The following is a 22,358-nucleotide window of genomic DNA, read 5'->3' as shown; positions in this document are numbered from 1 at the left end:
GTCAGAATTATACAACACCAATAAAGAATATTAGAGAAGTTTTAAATGTCACGAATTCGGTCGTGTTCATTCTATCTTCTCTTTTTCATCCCTTACCCGATATATGAGGTTGAAGGGCTCTCTCCTTTAAGTCGAAGAAATCGTTTTCTATCGACGGTAAGATTGCCTTGATAGTTCCAAATCCTATACCGGATTGTCAGACTGTTGCCTGATTGAGCATGAACAGTTCGACGGCAATATTCACTTTCAGCTTTTCTGCGGTTCTTTTGATTCATTCTTCTTATCCGATAACCAATTATAAAATTGTGAGTCTATCAGTCAAGAAGTGGCAGAAAAGTTGAAAGTGGAATTGCTTTAGGTTATACTTGCACGGAGTATTGGCACTTTTATTCCGAGGTTTAAGGCCGCTTCTTAAGTTCTCTTTTTTCTTTCAGCTCTCTGTATCTTTCAATGGCGTGTCTGCGACTCATCAGAATCTGCCAGCGATATACCCAGAAAGTGCTAAGAAAATAAAAGCCGGCTTGGATCCATAAGGCTTTATATTCAAAAGAAACCTCGCTCAGTGTGGCTCCCATATTGTTGACTCGTACAAATCCGTTGATGCCGAATGTAGACGGAAATATGTAAGAAACATACCTCCAGAATGCCGGAATAGCGGAACCGGGCCATGAAATGCCCGAGATAAACAACAACGGAACTGAAGTGAACACGAAAAGCAACATGCAGGTTTCGCGGTTGCGGATAGCGATGGAGGCTGTCATCGCAAAGAAAATACACGCTGCTAAGTATGGAAGCGTAAACAAAATCAGCGTCCCGGGTTGCCCGATTTGGTTGAGACTGAAGATTCTCGGCACCACACAAAGCACATAGACAGAAACCAGGGAGTATACCAGAAAATAACTAAGCCCTTTGCCCAATACGATTCGCAGCGTTCCGTTATAATGTCGGTTGATGGGCACAAGATCGCGGAAGCGGTTGTGTTCGCGAGCTGTTCCGGCAGAAAGCCCGATTCCCAGAAGCAGAGTTTGTTGGATAATCAGTATCAATACGGCCGGAATAAGGAAAGCTGCAAACCCTGTCGTAGGGTTGAACATGGCTATATCTTCATATTCTATCGGATAAGTTGTAATCTCGTCTTGTCGGTCGGTAGTATTTCCGCTACGCGAAATCTTGATATCCTTGTTCATATCAAGAGAAACCGTCGTATTGGCTATAAGCATCGATTTGTAATATAACAAGCCGCTCATGTCGCAGTAAATGTGCACCTGAGATTGCTCTCCTTTCACCAATTTGTCGTTGAAATCGACAGGAATATATATGATACCGTAAGCCTTCCGCTCTTTCAGCATCTGTTGTGCCTCTTTCATGTCGGCGCAATAGGAGACAATGTCCACATCGGGGGTGGCATCGATATTTTGAAGATATTCTCGGCTGAATGATGAACGGGAATCGTCGACTACTACTGCGGGCACTTCGCGTACAACTTCATTGTTGTATATGAAGGCATATAGCAACGGATATCCTAGAGGAACGAGTATGAAGAATATCAGTACCCCCTGGTCTCGGAAAGTGGTTTGAAACTCCCGTTTCCAGATATAAAACAGGTCGTTGATACCCTCGGCTATCTTGTCTTTCAATTTTATATCTTTCATTTACGGTATGTATTTGTAATAAATCAATGCTTCTTTCAACCGATGTACTACAAAGAAAGGAAGCATCATGAATATTAACAGGGCTGTGTAGTTGGCCCACGAGTATGCCATGCTGTATCCGTTGAGTGCCTGATCGACATAAATGAGAAAGTAATGACGCAATGGAAACAAGTTGCTTAACGCCTGCAAGATCGGGTGCATCGCCATCACCGGAAATGTAAATCCCGAGATGGAAAAAGAGATTACTCCCCATAATGAAGCGAAACTCAACCCAAGACGTAGCGTGGGCAATATTCCTATCATAAGCACTCCGCAACATTGCGAAGCCAGCACGAGGCAAAGGGTGGCGAGCAACATAGGAATGATTCCGCTGTTGCACGGGAAATGCAGAAAACCGTATAGGTACACATTATAGAATGCTCCCATAATGAAAAAGACAACCGTATGCGGTATTAGTTTCCCTGCCAATGCGATGTAAATGGAATTGTTGCTCATTCGTAGCCATTCGCGTGCTGTCCGATTTTTAATTTCCACGCCAATGGAATAAACTGTTACCATGAATATGAGTAGCATCAGTACACCGGGTAACAAAGTGTTACATAAGTACACCGAGTAGTTCAACCACGGATTGTTCAGCGGATGTGTGTCGATGACGATCGGTTGCAGAAATCCCATAGCTTGATCTTCTGTAGCTCCTTTGGCATAAAGCATGCTTCTGGATGCTGCCCCGGAAATCAATTCTCCCATCATCTTCATGTCTCTGAACAGCAAAGAGCCGGCAATAAGATAGGAATAATTGGTGTAGAAAGAGACCTTAGGTTGTCTCTGGCTCTGAGCGTCTGCCGAGAGTCCTTCGGGAATATAGAAGAAACCGTATATCTTTCCTTTTTGCAATGCGATGCGAGCATCTGCTATATTGCTGTAATGGTCAACTATTTCTGTTTGAGTGAATGAGTCCAGATTGCGAATGATGTTGCGGGAATTAGCAGACCTGTCCATGTCAACCACACCTGCCGGCAGACCTTCGGGAAGTCCGGAACTCATCAAAGTAGTAAAGAATACATAGCAAAATAGAGGCGAGATTACCATGCTGAAAAGGTATAGAGGCCGTGACACCAGACGACGGCACTCTCGCAGCATGACTTGCCACAAAGCGATGTATTTCTTTTCTTTTTCTTTCATATATTATTTGTTAATGATAACCGACATACCCGGACGAAGATTTTCTATTTTCTCCATCGGAGAAGCTTTCACTTTGAATGTTTTCAGGTCGAACTGCCCGGTTGTCTTGGTGGCTTTCCAGGCAGCGTAGGTGCCTAAATCTTGCAGATAATATACTTTTAGTTTGATGGTTTTATTTTCCAATGCCGGAACGATGGCTTCGAATTCTGCTCCCATTGTCAGGTTTTTCAGCAGATCCTCGCGTACATTAAATGTGGCCCACATATCATCCAATTCGGCAATATTCATGATGGGGGCCCCCGTACCTACCAACTCACCTACTTTGGGGAATATTTCAGATACTTCACCTGCAGTCTGGGCAATCAGATATGTTTCTTTGATATACGATTCTACTTCAGCTACGGCCCCTTTTGCACGGTTAACCAACGCCTCAGCAGCCATTTTATCTTCTCGTTCGGCACCGTTTTTTGCCATTGTATATTGCGATTTAGCGGCTTTTTCCGTGGCGATTGCAGCGTCTCGCTGCGCCGTCACTTCATCCAGTTTTTGTGCCGGCATCACACCTTGTTCGTGCAAATTCTTGATGCGGGTGTACGATTTCTCGGCAATGATAACACCTGCCTGAGCTTTTTGCCACATTTCGTAGGCCGCTTGTATCTGTTCCTGTCGGGTTCCTTTAATAGCTTTTTCATTCTGAGCCCGTGCGGCAGCTTCAGCTGCGCGTGCTTGCTCCATCTTAGCCATAACATCGGGTGCTTCCAATATTGCCAAAGTATCTCCGGCATTTACTTTCTGTCCTTCTTTTACACGAAACTCCAAGATACGTCCCGGTACTTTGCTCGAAACACGATACTCGGTAGCCTCAGCCTGCCCTTGAATGATTTCGGGGCCTTTGCGAAGCATGAAAAAACCAACGACTGCAACGATTGCGATAACTCCCAATAAAGTAAGGAATGCAAGTAGCATATTACTGTTTTGTGATTTTGTAGGTGTCATATTTTAGCTTTTTAATTTTTATTTTTTTATCGACAAGCGGGCGAGTTGACTATGTGCGCGGTCTGTAGTCCTTTTGCCGGTCTTGTCTTGGATTTTTATATTATTTAAGTGTCCCAAGCGCTTTCTTCAAGTAGATTTCCGTCAGCTTCACATCGATTTGAGAATCGATTTTCTCCGATTGCGCTGACAGCCAAGCCGTTTGTGCTTCGAGTACGTTACTTGTGGCAATCACTCCTTCTTTGAAGCCGAGCGTGGCATACCTCAGATTTTCTTCCGCTTTTTCCATATTCTTGGTTGCCATCACTAATTTCTTTCCGGCTTCATTCACCTTGAATGCTGCTTGATTTACCTGCAGCTCGATTTTCTCTTTCGCATCCTGCAGCCGATATTCGGCAATACGGGCTTCCGCTTTAGCGGTTCTGGTCTTATAAGTCCCTTCCCCCCAATGCCAAATGGGGACTTGCAGCATGACTCCCACATTCCACATTCCTTTGAACTTGTTTTCGAATCCGTTAAACATCGAAGGGTTAGTAACTGCGTAGTTACCAATGAGAGCAAGAGAAGGAAGATGTTCCGCACGCGTTACGTTTACTTTCTGGCGGTATATGTTTGTTGCCAGTTCCAGACTGCGTACTTCCGGGCGGTTAGCATAAACTGCTTCCATGTCGAAATAAGTATCTGGTGTAAGTACGGGCAGATTGTCCATCTCTTCGTCTGCCAAACGGATAGGGGTACTCAGATCGATTCCGCAAAGCTGGCACAGCAGCATTCGAGCAAGGCTTAGCCCATCTTCAACTTTGGTGAGTGTCATTTCTGCCTCGTTGACTTTTACTCGTACCGATAATCCGTCGGCTTTCGTTGCTACTCCTTCGGCAATCATTTTTTCTACATCGCTGTCGAGCTGTTGCAAAAGTTTCAGATAACCTTCGGCTAATTTCTTTTTGTTGGCGAGCGATATCACCTGCCAATAGGCCTGGTCGGTGCTCAATATTACTTCTTGCATGCCCGAATGATGTTGTTGGCGCGCTAGCTCTTCCGCATATTGGGTGATTTTGTTGTAGGCACGTATTTTCCCTCCCATATAGATGGGTTGAGTAAGGGTGAGTGCGCCGGCATATACGTTTCGGGTATCTGTGCGGAACGCGTCGATTATTGAGTTCCCTGCATTGTTGAGGGCAGGAACAAGGGAAGAACCTAACTGTTGCCCCAAATTCCCAAGAGAAGAAATGAGCGGAGCCATCTCCGGATGAGCGATAACTATTGCTTGAGCAGCTTCTTGAAAGGGACCGGCTATACTGTTTGCCATATTGGTCCCCAATCCTGAAAGTGCAGCTTTTTGGTCGTTGTTTAAGATTGAAAACTCTTTCTGATTCCGCATGTAGGCACCTGTGGCCGTGATGTCAGGCAAATAGTTTGTAAATGCGGCCTTTTTCTGATTATATGCGGCTTCTATTTTTTCGTTACTGATCAGCAAATCCTTGTTATTGGCGAGAGCCAATGCACGACAACTATCTAAGTTGAGAACGCTTTGCCCTTTAACCATGGATGCCAAGCAACATATAAAGGTTAGAATCAGTACTTTTTTCATTGTGTATAACGTCTTAAAAATAGGATTACTTAATACTTCTTTTATAAAGAATAATTGCATAAACAACGATGCAAAAGTATCTACTTTATATTGAACTACAAAAAAAATTAGCCTTTTTTAAATAGAGACAAATAGAAACGGATTTTTTATACATATTTCGATTTCCAGATTCTTTCTCAATGCGTTTTGGCTTGGGATAACGATGAATTAATTCCATCCCGGGGTGGACAATCGGGATTAAAGTATCATTTACATTTTAGTCTTTGTTTGTTTGATAAATATCGTTTTTCTTTTAAACGAGCATTCGTCTTTCGTTCGGCAGACGAATAAAACACAGACGAAAGACGAATGGGACACGAACGCCGGACGGATAACTTGTATAGTAGAAACAGTAAACTGTAGCACTGAAAAGAATAATGTGTCTTCATGAATCGTGAAAAAAGTTGTTTTTGTTGTCTCGAAGTGATATTATGAAAATGCGGATGAATACGATTCACACTAGCGAAGTTCATTCGTTTTGTGTCAATCTGTGTTCATCCGCATTCTATCATCATATCCGCTACCTTATTATTTATATTAAATATGTAGCCGATAGACTTTTTCTATCTGTATAGGCTTAGAGAGCGCCTACTTCTTTCAAAGCTGCATTTGTAGCATGAACAGCTTTTGCGCTGGCTGCGAATTTCGCTTTTTCGTCAGCGTTTAGTTCTAGCTTTACAATCTTTTCGATGCCGTTTCTGCCAAGGATTACAGGCACACCGATACAAATGTCTGATTCACCGTATTCGCCTTCCAGATATACTGAGCAAGGAATCATCTTTTTCTGGTTGTGAAGGATGGATTCGACAACGAATGCTGCGGCAGCTCCTGGTGCATACCATGCTGAAGTGCCCAGTAATTTGGTTAAAGTTGCACCTCCAACCATAGTGGCACCAGCTACTTCATTCAATTTTTCTTCAGAGAGGAAGTTGCTTACGGGCAAACCTTTGTAAGTAGCGAAGCGAGTCAACGGAATCATGGTTGTATCGCCGTGTCCGCCGATTACCATACCTTCCACTTCGTTAGCGTTGCATCCTAAAGCCTGAGAGAGGAAGTATTTGAAACGAGAGCTGTCAAGAGCGCCACCCATGCCGATAATGCGGTTCTTTGGTAATCCCAGAGCTTTTAATGATAGATAGGTCATGGTGTCCATCGGGTTGGAAACTACAACGAGGATAGCATTGGGAGAATGTTTCAGAATGTTTTGAGCTACTGATTTTACGATACCGGCATTCACGCCGATCAACTCTTCACGAGTCATGCCCGGTTTGCGGGGGATACCTGAAGTGATAACCACTACGTCTGAATTGGCTGTCTGAGCATAATCGTTTGTGCAACCCACCAAGGTCGTGTCGAAGCCCAATAATTGGGCTGTCTGCATCATATCCATTGCTTTACCCTCTGAAACGCCTTCTTTTACGTCCAGCATTACTACTTCGTCTGCTACTTCATTGAAAGCAAGTACATTTGCGCATGTAGCACCTACATTTCCTGCGCCTACTACAGTTACTTTTGACATAATACGATTTTATTTAAAAGTTGATAATTGGTTTTTCTTTTCGTATCCGCAAAATTACAATGTTATTCCCGATTAAAGAAATTTTTCCGTAATAATTTTCGTTAAAGAGGAACTCTTTGTGGGGATACAATGCAAATTGGTCTTTTGCGCATCTGTTTTTTCTTTTTATAGTTTCCATGTGGATGCAAAAAAATATTCTTATTAACAGTCATTTGCCTAAAAAACGCATGTTTGCTTAAGCGCAATTTTTTAGGCAAACGGCTGTTTGGGTCGAGAGTATTTTGTCGGTAGCAAACTTCTTTCCAGCGCGAATAATTTATATTTGCTATTTCTCAGATGTCCGCGGTAGAAATCGGGTAAAAGTTAAAATAAGGTCTTAAAATGTTGCAAAAGTATTTGTTTTTTTGGAATTTGAATGATGGAACATGTGTGAAATGAACTGAAATGCTTACTTTTGCGTCTGTTATCCATATAATTGTTAGATATTGTCGAATATGAATAAAAAGAGCCTTCTGATTGCTGCCGTAGCGTTGCTCGTAATAGCAATGATCGGTATTACATATTTACTGATTACCGAAAAACGCGCGAACCGTGAGTTGGTGGAAGAGTTTGAATTAGATAAGGAAGATCTGGAAAAAGAATACACTCGATTTTCACAGCAATATGACGAACTGAAGATGACGGTTTCGAACGATTCGCTTGCTCAATTGCTGGAACAGGAACAACTCAAGACCCAGCGTCTGCTGGAGGAGCTGCGTACGGTCAAAAGTTCGAATGCTTCTGAAATCCGGCGGCTGAAGAACGAGCTGGCCACGTTGCGTAAGATAATGGTGGGGTATATCAACCAGATCGACTCGTTGAACAAGCTTACCGCACAGCAGAAAGAAGAGATTGCGGAAGTGACCCGGAAATACAACGATGCTTCGCGCCAAATCAGCAACCTTTCGGAAGAAAAAAAGAATCTGGATAAAAAAGTGACGCTTGCGGCGCAGCTGGATGCTACGAATATCCGTGTAGAGGCGCGAAACAAAAGGGGAAAGGTGGCGAAAAGAGTGAAGGATGTGGTGAAAATGGCGGTCAGTTTTACCATTGTAAAGAATATTACGGCGGAGAATGGTGAGCGCACTCTTTATATACGTATTACCAAGCCCGACAACGATGTGTTGACAAAGAGCCCCTCTAATACGTTCCCTTATGAGAATCGCGAGTTGGGATATTCTATAAAAAAATATATAGAATACGATGGTGAAGAGCAGAATATCACTGCCTATTGGGATGTGGAAGAATTCCTGTATGCCGGAAACTACCGGGTAGATATTTTTGAGGGCGGCAACTTGATTGGCTCTCAAAAGTTCGGATTGGAGTAAAAACCGACTTGTCAGTTCCTTCCGTCTGCTCCCCACATCATTTTGCTGCGAAGCGTATCAAAAAAGACATGATTGAAGCGTTTCACTACCTTGATGCTGTAATCTGCTTTCCGGATGGTGAGTCGGGTTGTTTCTTTGCACGACTCGCTTCTTCCATCCACGGCTACGAGGAAATTGTGGCTGCGGCTTTCTACCTCCAATGATAGCTCCCAATCGTCGCGAATGACGATAGGTCGCACGTTGAGGCTGTGCGGAGCCACCGGGGTAATGACTATGGTGTTGGAATGAGGGACGATGATCGGGCCGCCCACGCTCAGTGAATAGGCAGTGGAGCCTGTGGGGGTGGCTATCACTAGCCCATCGGCCTGATAGGTATTCAGGTATGCTCCGTTGATGGCGGTGTGTATGCTGATCATCGAAGAACTGTCTCGCTTGAGCACCGCTATTTCATTCAATGCATAAGGTGATGATTGTAAATGCTTGTCGTTGCAGATGAGTTGCAGCACGCTCCGTTCTTCTATGCTGTATCGGTCGGTATAAATTTCGTCGAATGTTGCTTCCATCTCCTCGGGCGATATGTCTGCCAGAAATCCCAGACGCCCGGTGTTGATTCCTAAAATAGGAATACCTTTTCGTCCCACTCGGCTGGCTGTCTTCAGAAACGTTCCGTCGCCACCGATACTGATAACCATGTCGGCGCTGAAATCTTCTCCGTCGAACAAATTGTCTGCATAAACATTAATGCCCAGTTCTGAAGTTATAAAACGATAAAATTCCCGGCATACATGAATTTCGGCTTGCCTCTCTTTCAGTATTTGGAACAACGTTTCAGCATGCGATGACTTTTTGGCTTGATATGTATTCCCGATAATAGCAAATTTCATAAGCGATTTAGTTATATGTGTTTGCAAATTTGGCATTTTTTCTTGGATTTCTACTTTAAATAACAAAAAAAGAACGGATAATGCGTTTCCCATTATTAGGCAACTAATAATAATATTTGTATTTTTGCACCAAACATTGCGTGTTGAGCTATGACTAAACTGAGTGTAAATATAAATAAGGTCGCTACGCTGAGGAATGCGCGCGGAGGAGATGTGCCGAACGTGGTGAAGGTAGCGCTTGATTGTGAAAGCTTCGGGGCCGATGGTATTACGGTGCATCCGCGACCGGACGAACGCCATATTCGTCGGACGGATGTATATGATTTGCGACCGTTGTTGCGGACCGAATTCAATATTGAAGGTTATCCGGCTCCGGAGTTCATCGAACTGGTCTTACAGGTGAAGCCGCACCAAGTGACGCTGGTTCCCGATGCCCCTTCGCAGATAACCTCTAATTCCGGTTGGGATACGAAATCCAATCTGGATTTTCTGACGGATGTGCTCGATCGTTTCAATAGCGCAGGTATACGCACTTCCGTATTCGTTGCTGCCGATCCGGAAATGGTGGAGTATGCCGCCAAAGCGGGAACCGATCGTGTGGAATTGTATACGGAGCCTTATGCCTCGAAATTTGCGGAAAACCCGGAAGCGGCTGTCGCGCCTTTTATAGAGGCGGCAAAAAAAGCACGCAGTCTCGGCTTGGGGCTGAATGCCGGACACGACTTGAGTCTTGTGAACTTAAATTATTTTTATAAAAACATTCCTTGGCTGGACGAGGTGTCCATCGGGCATGCGTTGATTAGTGACGCGTTGTATTTCGGACTGGAGCGTACCATTAGGGAATATAAAAACTGTTTACAGTAATGAATGCATGGATGTTATTGCTACAGGGAACTGTGAGTATGGCCGACTCTTTGGCAACTGCCAATCCGGTTCTGACTTCGGTCGGTGAACCTGAAATGAATATGCTCGATATGGCAGCTAAAGGAGGTTGGATAATGATTGTGCTCGGTCTACTTTCCTTGATTTGTTTCTATATTCTGTTCGAACGAAATTATATTATCCGTAAGGCAGGAAAAGAAGATCCTATGTTTATGGAACGCATAAAGGATTATATCCATAGTGGGGAGTTGAAAGCGGCTCTTGCTTATTGCCGAAATATGAATACTCCTTCGGCACGTATGATTGAAAAAGGAATTAATCGCTTGGGACGCCCTATTAATGATGTGCAGGTTGCCATTGAGAATGTCGGAAATATCGAAGTAGCTAAATTGGAAAAAGGACTGACCGTAATGGCTACGATTGCAGGAGGTGCTCCGATGATTGGATTTTTAGGTACGGTGACCGGCATGGTTCGTGCTTTTTATAAGATGGCGAATGCCGGAAGCGGGAATGTGGATATCACATTGCTCTCGGGAGGCATCTACGAGGCAATGATTACAACGGTGGGTGGTTTGATTGTCGGAATTATTGCCATGTTTGCCTACAACTATCTGGTTATGCTGGTAGGCCGCGTGGTGAATAAGATGGAGTTGCGCACCATGGAGTTTATGGATTTGCTTAACGAACCGGCGCAGAAAAAGTGAAAATCCCGGACAGGATTTCCGGATCGGGCGAGCTGATAAAGATAATTCCTTATCGCTTTATCCGATTGCCGGACGCTGGAGTAGAGCTTGTCGGTTATTTGTCACTCATTAAAAACTAACCAAGTGGGACTAAAAAGAAGAAATAAAATATCGCCCAATTTCAGTATGGCTTCCATGACGGATGTCATTTTTCTGTTGCTGATCTTTTTTATGATTACCTCTACGGCGGTCTCTCCTAATGCCATTAAAGTGCTTTTGCCGCAGGGGAAACAGCAAACTTCGGCAAGGCCGCTGACGAGAGTCGTTATTGATAAAGACCTGAATTATTATGCCGGTTTCGGCAATGAAACGGAAAAACAACTGACGTTGGATGAATTGACTCCGTTCTTACAGCGTTGCGCTGAAAAAGAACCGGAAATGTATGTGGCGCTGTATGCCGACGAAGCAGTGCCTTATCGTGAAATTGTGAGGATACTCAATATTGCCAATGAGAATCATTTCAAGATGGTGCTGGCTACACGCCCGCCCGGGAAGAAATAAAAGAATGCAGATATAAAGGCAGGAGCACAGATTGGACAAAAGGAATTTCTTTTGCTTGTCTTGTGACTCTGTAGGCTAAAAATGACGAAAAAATGGACAGAAGAAAAAAGAGTGAATATATCGGCGCGCTGGGTACACTGTTGGTGCACATGGCGGTGATTGCTCTTTTGCTTCTGATAGGATTTACTGTTCCTCCGCAGGATGAGGAGATGGGCGGAGTGCCTGTTATGTTGGGAAATATAGAAGAAGCGAGTGGATTAGACGACCCTTCTTTGGTTGATGTGGACCTATTGCCAAAGGAGTCCGTCAATGCCCCGGATGAGGGACGAACACTTCCTTCAGAAGAAGATTTGCTGACACAGACTGAAGAGGAAACCGTTGCTTTGAAACCGAAGCCGACAAAAAACAAAGAGACTGTAAAGCCCAAAGAACCGGCAAAGAAACCGGAGAAAACCGAGGCTGAAAAAGCGGCGGAAGCCAAGCGGATGGCTGAAGAAAAGGCTGAACGTGAACGGAAAGCAGCAGAAGAGCAGGCGCGAAAGAAAGTGGCAGGCGCTTTCGGGAAAGGGGCTCAGATGGAAGGGAATAAAGGAACTTCCAGTCAGGGATCCGGAACCGAAGGTAGTAAGGGGGGCGACTCTTCTGTCGGATCGAAGACCGGCAGTGGCGGTTACGGCACGTTTAACCTCGGAGGCCGTTCTTTGGGTACGGGTAGCCTGCCCAAGCCTGTTTATAATGTGCAGGAAGAAGGACGGGTGGTAGTGAATATTACGGTGAATCCTGCAGGACAAGTAATTGCAACCGGTATCAACCCTCAAACGAATACGGTAAGCTCCGCTTTGCGCAAAGCGGCGGAAGATGCTGCAAAAAAAGCACGCTTTAATGAGATAGACGGGATGAACAATCAAACCGGAACCATTACATATTATTTCAATTTGCGATAAAAGAAGAGCTATCTTCCCGTTTTATTGTTTTAAGAGTTGGGAGTTGAACGTTGAAGTGACTGTGTGGCTGTAATCATTCAAAACACGAACAGGTATGAGAAATCATTCGTTTTTTCGATGATAACGAATCTGTTCTTTTAGAAAGGGATTTTATAAAAGACCGAATTTATTGTTTTACTAAATTATAAAAAGTGCGCAACCGGCTTGAGGTTTTTGCTTGTCGGTAATGAGCACACAAGGAGGCTTATGGGAACTGTATATGTTTTTTTTGCGGATGGCTTTGAGGAAATAGAAGCCTTGACTGCTGTCGATGTGTTGAGACGAGCCGGATTGAATGTGAAAATCGTATCTGTTACTCCGGACGAAATTGTGGTAGGCGCTCATGATGTGTCTTTACTATGTGATGTGAATTTTGATAATTGTGACTTTCGTGATGCGGAGCTTCTTTTGTTGCCGGGCGGTATGCCAGGAGCGGCTACGCTTGGAGAACACAAGAAATTATGTGAACTTTTAAAGGATTTTGCTTCGAAGAACAAACCTCTTGCCGCTATCTGTGCCGCTCCTATGGTGTTTGGTAAGTTGGGACTGCTGAAAGGGAAGAAAGCAACTTGTTATCCGGGATTTGAAATCTATTTGGAAGGGGCCGAGTACCTGAAACAACCGGTTGTCTGTGACGGAAACATAGTAACAGGTAGAGGACCGGGAGCTGCTATGGACTTCGCCTTGGCTATTGTAGCCCTGCTGATGGGACAAACCAAAGTGGACGAACTGAAGGCCGCTATGTGCGTGAAAGATTAGAGTTGGCTTATGAAACAGTATGCTATCATTGTCGCCGGCGGGAGGGGGCTAAGAATGGGGAGCGAGCTTCCCAAACAGTTTTTACCTGTCGGCGGAAAGCCTGTTTTAATGCATACCATCAAGGCTTTTTGCCATTATGATGCGTCGCTTCAAATCATTCTTGTACTTCCGAAAGAGCAACATAACGTTTGGAAGAAACTTTGTCGTGAATATGCTTTTGAAGTGGAGCATCAGCTGGCTGATGGAGGAGAAACACGTTTTCATTCGGTTAAGAACGGATTGGAGTTTGTGCAGGAGCCGGGCTTAGTGGCGGTACATGACGGAGTTCGCCCCTTTGTATCGTTGGAAGTGATTCGCCGTTGCTATGATTTAGCTGCTAAACGAAAGGCGGTGATTCCGGTAGTAGATGTGTTCGAGACCCTTCGTGTGGTTACGAAAGACGGAAGCCGGACGGTAAACCGAGCCGAGTATAAATTGGTGCAAACTCCGCAAGTATTTGATACGGAACTTCTAAAGCAAGCGTACAGGCAGGACTTTAATCCGCTTTTTACAGATGATGCTTCTGTTGTGGAAGCGATGAATATACCCGTTTTTCTCACTGAAGGCAATCGGGAAAATATAAAAATAACGACTCCTTTTGATTTGAAAATAGGAGATGCCTTTCTAAATGTTTGATTTAAGCACACGCGATATCAAGTTTATCTCCGGTGTAGGTCCTCAGAAAGCAGCAGTGCTAAGCAAAGAGTTGGGAATATACTCCTTGCGCGATTTGATTTATTATTTCCCTTATAAATATGTCGACCGGAGCCGCATCTATTACATTCATGAAATAGATGGGAATATGCCTTATATCCAGTTAAAGGGTAAAATTGTAGGATTTGAGACGTTCGGAGAAGGACGTCGCCGTCGCCTTGTTGCTCACTTTTCCGATGGTACGGGAGTTGTTGAACTGGTATGGTTTCAGGGAGTGAAATATGTGCTTAATAAGTACAAACTTCACGAGGAATATATCGTTTTCGGGAAACCCACTTTGTTTAATGGCAGAATCAATGTCGCTCATCCGGATGTCGATAAACCTGATGACGGACAATTGTTTTCTTCGGGTTTACAGCCTTATTACAGCACTACGGAGAAAATGAAACGGAGTTTTCTTAATTCCCATGCCATTGAAAAGATGATGAGAACTGTCGTTCAGCAAATGCAAGAACCGCTACCCGAGACCCTTCCTCTTCAGATTTTGACAAAAAATCATTTGATGTCGTTGACGGAGGCGCTTAAAAACATTCATTTCCCGGGCAATCCCGATCTGTTGCGCAGAGCACAGTATCGTTTGAAATTCGAAGAACTTTTTTATGTACAGTTGAATATTCTTCGATATGCGAAAGATCGTCAAAGAAAGTATCGCGGCTATATTTTTGAAAAAGTAGGCGATGTTTTTAATACGTTTTATGCAAAAAATCTCCCATTCGAATTGACCGGAGCTCAAAAGAGGGTATTAAAAGAAATCCGAAACGATGTAGGCAGCGGCAGGCAAATGAACAGGTTATTGCAGGGTGACGTGGGAAGTGGGAAAACATTGGTTGCTTTAATGAGTATGCTGTTGGCAATAGATAATGATTATCAGGCTTGTATGATGGCACCTACCGAGATATTGGCCAATCAGCATTATGAAACAATTAAGAGTCTTCTTTTCGGTATGGATGTACGTGTGGAGCTATTAACGGGTTCTGTGAAAGGGAAAAAGAGAGAAGCAGTATTAAAAGGGTTATTGACCGGTGAGGTGAACATTTTAATAGGTACTCATGCCGTAATCGAAGAAGCTGTTCACTTTTTTTCGTTGGGGCTGGTTATTATCGATGAACAGCATCGTTTCGGTGTGGAGCAACGTGCTCGTCTTTGGAGTAAGAATATTCAGCCTCCACATGTGCTTGTCATGACAGCCACTCCCATTCCGCGAACACTTGCCATGACTTTGTATGGAGATTTGGATGTTTCTGTTATCGACGAACTTCCGCCGGGGCGAAAGCCGATAACTACAATTCATCAATTTGATAATCGGCGAGAGAGCCTTTATCGTTCGGTTCGGAAGCAGATTGAAGAGGGGCGCCAAATATATATTGTATATCCTTTAATAAAAGAGAGCGAAAAAATTGATTTGAAAAATTTGGAAGAAGGGTATTTGCATATTCGAGAGGAATTTCCGGAATATACTGTGTGTAAAGTGCATGGCAAGATGAAAACAGCCGAGAAAGACAAGCAAATGCAATTGTTTGTTTCGGGGGAAGCGCAAATAATGGTAGCTACTACGGTCATCGAAGTAGGGGTGAATGTGCCTAACGCTTCGGTCATGGTTATAGAGAACGCCGAGCGGTTCGGGCTTTCCCAATTACATCAGCTGCGCGGACGGGTAGGGCGTGGCGCAGAGCAATCTTACTGTATCCTTGTGACAAACTATAAACTGACTGAAGATACCCGGAAACGGTTGGAGATTATGGTGCGTACTAATGATGGGTTTGAGATCGCCGAAGCCGATTTGAAGTTGAGAGGCCCCGGTGATCTGGAAGGTACCCAACAAAGCGGCATCGCTTTCGATTTGAAGATTGCCGATATTGCGCGCGACGCCCAACTGTTACAATATGTCCGTTCGATAGCGGAGGATATTGTGGAGCATGATCCCGGAGCACAACGTCCGGAGAACGAAATCTTGTGGAAACAGCTTAAGTCGCTTAGAAAAACAAATGTTAATTGGGCGGCAATTAGTTGAAATTCGGTTAAACAGATAGCTGGTTTTTACGGATGTGCTGAAAAACATATTTTAGCCCTATATCCCCTGTTTATAGTATCTTGCAGGTATATGAAAGGCTTATTATCTAGCCTTCTATTTGAAAAATAGTTAATAAATTAGTGCTGGTTTCATCAGAAAATATTACCTTTGGGGGAATTTTTTAGTGAATGTATTCGTTTAACCATCTAAAAAGTCACATAATATGCTTGAAAAAACACTGGTCATTTTGAAGCCGTGCACCCTTCAACGGGGACTGGTTGGAGAGATTACTCGCCGCTTCGAACGTAAAGGTTTGCGGTTGGCCGGTATGAAAATGATGCATCTGACAGATGAACTGTTAAGCGAACATTATGCGCATTTGAGTGCCAAACCCTTTTTTCAACGAGTAAAAGATGCCATGATGGCAGCTCCTGTCATCGTTTGTTGTTATGAAGGTGTAGATGCTGTTCAAACCGTGCGTACACTGACCGGGCCGACGAACGGACGTTTTGCTGCGCCCGGAACAATCCGTGGAGATTATAGCATGAGCTTTCAGGAAAATATTGTTCATGCTTCCGATTCACCGGAAACGGCAGCCATCGAATTAAAGAGATTTTTTAAACCGGAAGAACTATTTGAATATAAGCAGGCGACTTTTGACTACTTATATGCGAATGATGAATATTAATCGAACAATCGACAAAGACGAATGAATTTCAGTTGTATTATTAAGACAGGACTTACTGCTGTAGCGGCTATGATTAGCTTGAGTTCTTTCTCTCAAGATCTGATTGCGCGTCAGGCTCCCATTGATAAAAAATTAAAAGTTGTAGACTCTTTGGCATTACAAAGGCAAATCCGTATCGAGCAGTCGGAATATCCCGCCTTGGATCTTTATCCGAATTGGAACAATCAATACGTACATGCTTATGGGAAAGAAGCCATTATTCCTGAGACTTACAATATTGATCTGACAGGTTTCTGCATGCCCACTCCGAGTACGAAGATTACTTCGCCTTTCGGGCCTCGTTGGAGGAGAATGCACAACGGTTTAGATTTGAAAGTAAATGTCGGAGATACGATTGTTTCTGCTTTTGACGGAAAGGTACGCATTGTAAAGTATGAACGCAGAGGATATGGGAAATACGTTGTAATCCGACATGATAATGGTTTGGAAACCGTATATGGGCATTTATCGAAGCAATTGGTTGAAGAGAACCAGTTGGTGAAAGCCGGCGAAGCGATTGGATTGGGTGGAAACACAGGGCGTTCCACAGGTTCGCATCTTCATTTTGAGACTCGCTTTTTGGGTATTGCTATCAATCCCGCTTATATGTTCGATTTTCCAAAACAAGATGTGGTAGCCGATTCATATACGTTCCGCAAGACAAGAGGAATGGAGCGCCACCGTGCGGGCTCCCACGATAGTGGAGACGTTGATGGAGCTATCCGTTATCATAAAGTGAAGAGCGGGGATACACTCTCACGTATAGCCAAGCTACGTGGGGTCTCTGTGAGCAAGCTTTGTAAGTTGAACCGGATAAAGCCGACAACCACTTTACGCATAGGACAGGTATTGCGTTGTTCATAAAGAATTATATCTAAGTTATAGAAGAGGGTACTTTAATATTATTTAGAGTGCCCTCTTGCTGTTTTTACTTAATTATTGTTATCTTTGCGTTCTATTTGGAAGAAAATGAAAGATACCAAGTTACAGTTTGAACATGTCATTGCCTTTTGTCGTGATTTGTTTTCTAAGAAACTACATGATTACGGTCCCGCATGGCGCATTCTGCGTCCGGCTTCCGTAACCGATCAGATTTTTATTAAAGCTAACCGTATCCGCAGTATTGAAACGAAAGGGGTGACCTTGATAGACGAGGGCGCTCGTTCGGAGTTTATAGCTATTGTTAATTATGGAATTATCGGGTTGATTCAACTTGAATTAGGATATGCCGAATCGGCTGATATCGATAATGAAGAGGCCTTGGCTTTGTATGATAAATATTCGCATAAAGCATTGGCGTTAATGCTGGCAAAGAATCATGATTATGATGAGGCATGGCGGAGTATGCGAATCAGTTCTTATACCGACCTGATTCTAATGAAAATATACCGAACTAAGCAGATTGAAAGCCTGTCCGGAGACACATTGGTTTCCGAAGGAATCGACGCCAATTACATGGATATGATCAATTATGCCGTTTTCGGGCTGATTAAAATAGAATTTGAAGGATAAGAATTTACATATTATTCGAAAGACAGGAGCCAATTTGTGCCGCTTTTTTCTATCCGCAGTTTTTATCTTTTCCGGTTTTGTGAAAGCTGTCGATCCTTTAGGCGTGCAGTATAAGATACAGGACTATCTCGCTGCGTTTGGCATACTGTCTTGGTTTCCCTCCTTTTTCCCTTTATTCACCGGCATTGTCTTGTCGGCAATCGAATTTTCCATCGGTGTTTTCTTGTTCTTTGGCGTTCGTAGAACTGTCTCTTCGACGTTGGCATTGATATTCATGGCTTTCATGACTCCGCTGACTTTATATTTGGCTTTTTCCAATCCGGTGGAAGACTGCGGTTGTTTCGGAGATGCATGGAAACTCACAAATTGGGAAACGTTTCTCAAAAACGCTGTGCTGCTTATAGCCGCCATTGTAGTGTTCAGGGAGCGTAAGTCGCTGATTCGTTTTATCACTTTCAAAATGGAATGGTTGGTTTCCTTGTATACGATATTGTTTGTTTTTGCTTTGTCGTTTTATTGTTTGAACCACTTGCCCGTATTGGATTTTCGACCCTATAAGATCGGCCGGAATATACTTCAAGGAATGACCGTTCCCGATGGGGCGCAACCGAGCATATACGAGAATATCTTTATATTGGAGAAGGACGGAGTAAAGAAAGAGTTTACACTGGAGAATTATCCCGACAGCACATGGACATTCGTAGATGCCCGTTCAATTCTTAAAAAGAAAGGTTATGAGCCGCCTATCCGCGATTTCTCTATGATTGAATCGGCTACGGGAAACGATATAACTGAGGATGTGTTGACTGATATGAATTATACATTTCTGCTGATAGCCCATCGTATCGAGATAGCGGATGACAGCAATATCGATTTGATTAATGAGATTTACGACTATTCGATAGAGCATGGTTACAAGTTTTATTGCGTCACTTCTTCATCGGATGAACAGATAGAACAATGGAGAGATAAAACCGGGGCAGAATATCCTTTCTGTCGGGCGGATGATATTACGCTAAGGACGATGATTCGCTCTAATCCGGGACTGATGCTGATAAAGAACGGTGTGATTTTGAACAAGTGGAGCGATGAAGAATTGCCGGACGAGTATGTGCTTACAGACAGGCTGGAGAGTCTTCCCTTGGGAAAGCAGAAGGTTAAGAGCGACCTCCATACTGTAGGGTATGTCTTCTTATGGTTTATCGTACCGCTGCTGTTCGTGTTGGGAGCAGATATTCTGATTATCCGTCGTAAGGATAAGCGGAGGCTTGACAAGCAAAAGACGTAGGAGACGAGTGAGTGAAAAAAGAAAGATAAAAAAGAAGCTATATTAATAACCCTTTAAATAAAAAGAAAAATGAGAAAGAACATTGTTGCAGGAAACTGGAAAATGAACAAAACCCTTCAAGAGGGTATCGCTTTGGCGAAAGAGTTGAATGAAGCATTGGCTAACGAAAAGCCAAACTGCGATGTAGTAATTTGTACTCCGTTTATTCACTTGGCTTCTGTTACTCCGCTGGTAGACGCTGCGAAGATCGGAGTGGGTGCTGAAAACTGTGCGGACAAAGAATCCGGCGCATACACAGGTGAAGTTTCTGCCGCCATGGTTGCTTCTACCGGTGCCAAATATGTGATTTTGGGGCACTCTGAACGTCGTGCATATTATGGTGAAACAGTTGCTATTCTTGAAGAAAAAGTAAAATTGGCTCTGGCAAACGGCCTGACTCCTATCTTCTGTATCGGTGAAGTGCTGGAAGAACGCGAGGCGAACAAGCAGAATGAGGTTGTTGCCGCTCAAATGGCATCTGTATTCTCTTTGTCTGCTGAAGACTTCTCCAAGATTGTTTTGGCTTATGAGCCGGTTTGGGCTATCGGTACAGGTAAGACTGCTACTCCCGAACAAGCACAGGAGATACATGCTTTCATCCGTTCAATCGTTGCCGACAAATACGGTAAAGAAGTTGCCGATAATACCTCGATTCTTTACGGCGGCAGCTGCAAACCTTCCAATGCAAAGGAACTGTTTGCCAATCCTGATGTAGACGGTGGCCTGATTGGCGGCGCGGCTTTGAAGGTCTCCGATTTCAAAGGAATCATCGACGCATTTAACGCATAATTATTTTTATTGCGGATTTCGCAGAATTGCACAGCCTCATATTTCCGTTGTGTGATTCTTCGAAATCCGTTATACTCTTTATTAAACTCCGATGAAGAAACTTTCTTTACTTATTTTATCGTTTGTCTTGATAGGAGCGAGTGCACAGGCGCAAAGCATTATCAAGAGTCTGGAACGTACGGTGCCGGGGCAAGGCAAAGTGACGATCCATCAAGATCCCCGCATCGAAGCGCTGTTGGGTGTGGAACGTTCATCCATCGGCGAGCAGAAAGTAATAAAGACGACCGGATTCAGGATACAGGCTTATGCCGGCAACAATACTCGTGCAGCGAAGAATGACGCTTACGGAGTTGCCGCGCGTGTCAGGCAATATTTCCCGGAATTGGCCGTGTACACTTCTTTCAATCCGCCTCGCTGGATCTGCCGTGTGGGTGACTTCCGCAGTATCGAAGAAGCGGATGCCGTGATGCGAAAGCTCAAAGCGACGGGTGTGTTTAAAGAAGTCTCTATCGTCAGAGATCAAATTAATGTTCCTTTATAATACGATCATGTTTGAAAAAGAAAAGAACTATTCTCCTAATCTGGAGGAACTGAAAAGCCATTATCGCAGTGTCATAACTTTGTTGGGCGAAGATGCCGACCGCGAAGGATTGTTGAAAACACCGGAGCGGGTGGCGAAAGCGATGCTGAATCTTACTCACGGTTATCGTGTAGACCCGCATGAAGTGCTGCTTTCGGCCAAGTTTAAGGAAGAGTACAGCCAGATGGTTATCGTAAAAGATATCGATTTCTTTTCTCTTTGCGAACATCACATGTTGCCGTTTTACGGGAAAGCGCACGTGGCTTATATTCCCAACGGCTATATCACGGGGTTGAGCAAAATAGCCCGTGTGGTAGATATATTCTCTCACCGCCTTCAAGTGCAGGAGCGTATGACGTTGCAGATCAAGCAATGTATTCAGGATACGCTGAATCCGTTGGGTGTAATGGTTGTCGTAGAAGCCAAGCACATGTGCATGCAAATGCGCGGAGTGGAAAAACAGAACTCCATTACTACCACTTCCGATTTTACCGGCGCATTCAATCAGGCGAAAACCCGCGAGGAGTTTATGAACCTGATTCAGCACGGCAGCTTGTGACCTGTTGCCCCATTTTCATCCGGTTGTGCCGATTCGGTTTTTGCCGGCGGGAAAGTTGGTCGAAGCCGCTTTCATTCCCTTACAGAACAAGTCTTTCCGACTTTATTCCGGATCGGGAAGGTTGAAGGTGTCTCCGTCTTCGATGGTTCCCATCCGATATCCTTTTCTCAGCCACGAAGATCGTTGCTTCGATGTTCCGTGGTTGAACGACTCCGGCACTACATACCCGCGCGATTTCATTTGCAACCGGTCGTCTCCGATGGCGTTGGCGGCAATGAGTCCCTCTTCCAGATCGCCTATCTCCATCGAATTGAACATGTCATCGTCATGATGCGCCCATACCCCCGCATAGTAATCGGCCTGAAGTTCGAGGCGCACGCTGATGGCGTTGGCTTTGCTTTGGTTCACTTGCCTCATTTGCGCATGCGCTTTGTCGAGTGTCCCCAGTAGGTATTGTACGTGATGCCCCACTTCATGGGCAATGACGTAAGCATACGCAAAGTCTCCCGATGCTCCGAGCGTCTTTTTCATGTCTCTGAAGAACGAGAGGTCGATGTATAAAGACTGATCCGCCGAGCAGTAGAACGGTCCCGACTGTGCCGAAGCGCTTCCGCAACCGCTGTGGACGGACTCGGTGAATAAAACCATTTTGGGAGGCCGATAGGTCAGTCCTTTTTGTGCGAACACCTTGGTCCATACATCTTCCGTTCCCGCCAGAATTTGTTTGGAGAACTGCGCCAGCGCCTCCTCTTCTTCCGTAGGGACGTATTGCCCTTCTTGCGATACTGCCGATGATCCTTCCTGCAAACCGCTATTGACAATGTCGAGCGGATTGCCTCCCATCAGCCAGATTAAAAGTCCGACAATGATCGTGCCCCCGATACCTAAAGAGGCTTTGCCGACTCTGCGACCTCTGCGGTCGTCTACATTGCTGCTTTCTCGTCTGCCGTCAAGTCTCATATCCTTCCTCCTTTACTTGTTTTTTTTATCTGAAAGTAAAAATAC

At 44.3% G+C, this 22,358-nt stretch carries 22 protein-coding genes; 15 read left to right on the top strand and 7 right to left on the bottom strand.

The annotated features are described in order from the left end of the window. Nucleotides 1-398: 398 nt before the first annotated feature. The 5 genes from C234_RS0102970 to mdh all read right to left on the bottom strand — a co-directional run bounded on the left by C234_RS0102970 (nucleotide 399) and on the right by mdh (nucleotide 6,976). Nucleotides 399-1,652 carry an ABC transporter permease gene (locus tag C234_RS0102970; protein ID WP_027324553.1) on the bottom strand — a complete coding sequence of 418 codons (1,254 nt, stop codon included), beginning with the start codon at nucleotides 1,650-1,652 and terminating at the stop codon, nucleotides 399-401. Beyond that, a complete protein-coding gene (locus C234_RS0102965; protein WP_027324552.1) occupies nucleotides 1,653-2,834 on the bottom strand; it encodes an ABC transporter permease in 1,182 nt (393 codons plus the stop codon). Between the two features lie 3 nt (nucleotides 2,835-2,837). Beyond that, complete coding sequence (locus C234_RS0102960; protein ID WP_027324551.1) at nucleotides 2,838-3,830, bottom strand: HlyD family secretion protein; 993 nt, start codon at nucleotides 3,828-3,830, stop codon at nucleotides 2,838-2,840. A 100-nt stretch (nucleotides 3,831-3,930) separates the two neighbouring features. Further along, on the bottom strand, nucleotides 3,931-5,418 hold the full coding sequence (locus C234_RS0102955) for a TolC family protein (RefSeq protein WP_027324550.1): 1,488 nt from the start codon (nucleotides 5,416-5,418) through the stop codon (nucleotides 3,931-3,933). Between the two features lie 616 nt (nucleotides 5,419-6,034). After that, the gene (gene mdh, locus C234_RS0102950; RefSeq protein ID WP_027324549.1) at nucleotides 6,035-6,976 is read right to left on the bottom strand and encodes a malate dehydrogenase; all 942 of its coding nucleotides are present in this window, start codon (nucleotides 6,974-6,976) and stop codon (nucleotides 6,035-6,037) included. Between the two features lie 494 nt (nucleotides 6,977-7,470). Here mdh and C234_RS0102940 point away from each other — a divergent pair, with 494 nt between their 5' ends. Beyond that, nucleotides 7,471-8,343 (top strand): hypothetical protein, encoded by an 873-nt coding sequence (locus C234_RS0102940; RefSeq protein WP_027324548.1) that lies wholly within the window; start codon nucleotides 7,471-7,473, stop codon nucleotides 8,341-8,343. Between the two features lie 11 nt (nucleotides 8,344-8,354). Here C234_RS0102940 and C234_RS0102935 read toward each other — a convergent pair whose 3' ends face one another. After that, a complete protein-coding gene (locus tag C234_RS0102935; protein ID WP_027324547.1) occupies nucleotides 8,355-9,227 on the bottom strand; it encodes an NAD kinase in 873 nt (290 codons plus the stop codon). 150 nt (nucleotides 9,228-9,377) lie between these two features. Here C234_RS0102935 and C234_RS0102930 point away from each other — a divergent pair, with 150 nt between their 5' ends. The 14 genes from C234_RS0102930 (at nucleotide 9,378) to folE (ending at nucleotide 21,353) form a co-directional block, all read left to right on the top strand. Continuing rightward, the gene (locus tag C234_RS0102930) at nucleotides 9,378-10,091 is read left to right on the top strand and encodes a pyridoxine 5'-phosphate synthase (RefSeq protein ID WP_027324546.1); all 714 of its coding nucleotides are present in this window, start codon (nucleotides 9,378-9,380) and stop codon (nucleotides 10,089-10,091) included. Next, nucleotides 10,091-10,813, top strand: coding sequence for a MotA/TolQ/ExbB proton channel family protein (locus tag C234_RS0102925; protein WP_027324545.1), 723 nt, complete (start codon nucleotides 10,091-10,093; stop codon nucleotides 10,811-10,813). Before C234_RS0102930 ends, C234_RS0102925 begins: the two co-directional genes overlap by 1 nt. Before the next feature lie 123 nt (nucleotides 10,814-10,936). Further along, the gene (locus C234_RS0102915) at nucleotides 10,937-11,353 is read left to right on the top strand and encodes an ExbD/TolR family protein (RefSeq protein ID WP_027324544.1); all 417 of its coding nucleotides are present in this window, start codon (nucleotides 10,937-10,939) and stop codon (nucleotides 11,351-11,353) included. 92 nt (nucleotides 11,354-11,445) lie between these two features. Next, nucleotides 11,446-12,297 carry a cell envelope integrity TolA family protein gene (locus C234_RS0102910; protein WP_027324543.1) on the top strand — a complete coding sequence of 284 codons (852 nt, stop codon included), beginning with the start codon at nucleotides 11,446-11,448 and terminating at the stop codon, nucleotides 12,295-12,297. A 246-nt stretch (nucleotides 12,298-12,543) separates the two neighbouring features. Then, nucleotides 12,544-13,095: a DJ-1 family glyoxalase III gene (locus tag C234_RS0102905; RefSeq protein WP_027324542.1), complete on the top strand. Its 552-nt coding sequence runs from the start codon at nucleotides 12,544-12,546 to the stop codon at nucleotides 13,093-13,095. 9 nt (nucleotides 13,096-13,104) lie between these two features. After that, nucleotides 13,105-13,770: a 2-C-methyl-D-erythritol 4-phosphate cytidylyltransferase gene (locus C234_RS0102900; protein WP_027324541.1), complete on the top strand. Its 666-nt coding sequence runs from the start codon at nucleotides 13,105-13,107 to the stop codon at nucleotides 13,768-13,770. Continuing rightward, nucleotides 13,763-15,859, top strand: coding sequence for an ATP-dependent DNA helicase RecG (gene recG, locus C234_RS0102895; RefSeq protein WP_027324540.1), 2,097 nt, complete (start codon nucleotides 13,763-13,765; stop codon nucleotides 15,857-15,859). The genes C234_RS0102900 and recG overlap by 8 nt, the downstream gene beginning before the upstream one ends. A 223-nt stretch (nucleotides 15,860-16,082) precedes the next feature. Further along, entirely contained in the window at nucleotides 16,083-16,547 is a 465-nt protein-coding gene (gene ndk / locus C234_RS0102890) for a nucleoside-diphosphate kinase (protein ID WP_027324539.1), read from the top strand. A gap of 21 nt (nucleotides 16,548-16,568) precedes the next feature. Then, a complete protein-coding gene (locus C234_RS0102885) occupies nucleotides 16,569-17,450 on the top strand; it encodes a M23 family metallopeptidase (protein ID WP_027324538.1) in 882 nt (293 codons plus the stop codon). A gap of 105 nt (nucleotides 17,451-17,555) precedes the next feature. After that, a complete protein-coding gene (locus C234_RS0102880) occupies nucleotides 17,556-18,098 on the top strand; it encodes a DUF1599 domain-containing protein (RefSeq protein WP_027324537.1) in 543 nt (180 codons plus the stop codon). After that, a complete protein-coding gene (locus tag C234_RS0102875; RefSeq protein ID WP_027324536.1) occupies nucleotides 18,088-19,386 on the top strand; it encodes a BT_3928 family protein in 1,299 nt (432 codons plus the stop codon). Before C234_RS0102880 ends, C234_RS0102875 begins: the two co-directional genes overlap by 11 nt. 69 nt (nucleotides 19,387-19,455) lie before the next feature. Beyond that, entirely contained in the window at nucleotides 19,456-20,214 is a 759-nt protein-coding gene (gene tpiA / locus C234_RS0102870) for a triose-phosphate isomerase (RefSeq protein WP_027324535.1), read from the top strand. Nucleotides 20,215-20,305: 91 nt separating this feature from the next. After that, nucleotides 20,306-20,755 (top strand): SPOR domain-containing protein, encoded by a 450-nt coding sequence (locus C234_RS0102865; protein WP_027324534.1) that lies wholly within the window; start codon nucleotides 20,306-20,308, stop codon nucleotides 20,753-20,755. Between the two features lie 7 nt (nucleotides 20,756-20,762). After that, a complete protein-coding gene (gene folE / locus C234_RS0102860; protein ID WP_027324533.1) occupies nucleotides 20,763-21,353 on the top strand; it encodes a GTP cyclohydrolase I FolE in 591 nt (196 codons plus the stop codon). A 102-nt stretch (nucleotides 21,354-21,455) separates the two neighbouring features. Here the strand turns inward: folE and ypfJ are convergent, their stop codons facing one another. Continuing rightward, on the bottom strand, nucleotides 21,456-22,313 hold the full coding sequence (ypfJ, locus tag C234_RS0102855) for a KPN_02809 family neutral zinc metallopeptidase (protein WP_027324532.1): 858 nt from the start codon (nucleotides 22,311-22,313) through the stop codon (nucleotides 21,456-21,458). Between the last annotated feature and the right edge of the window lie 45 nt (nucleotides 22,314-22,358).

It is taken from the genome of Bacteroides pyogenes DSM 20611 = JCM 6294 (assembly GCF_000428105.1).
In the GTDB taxonomy this organism is placed as follows: domain Bacteria; phylum Bacteroidota; class Bacteroidia; order Bacteroidales; family Bacteroidaceae; genus Bacteroides; species Bacteroides pyogenes.
This window is presented reverse-complemented; position numbering and strand designations above follow the sequence as displayed.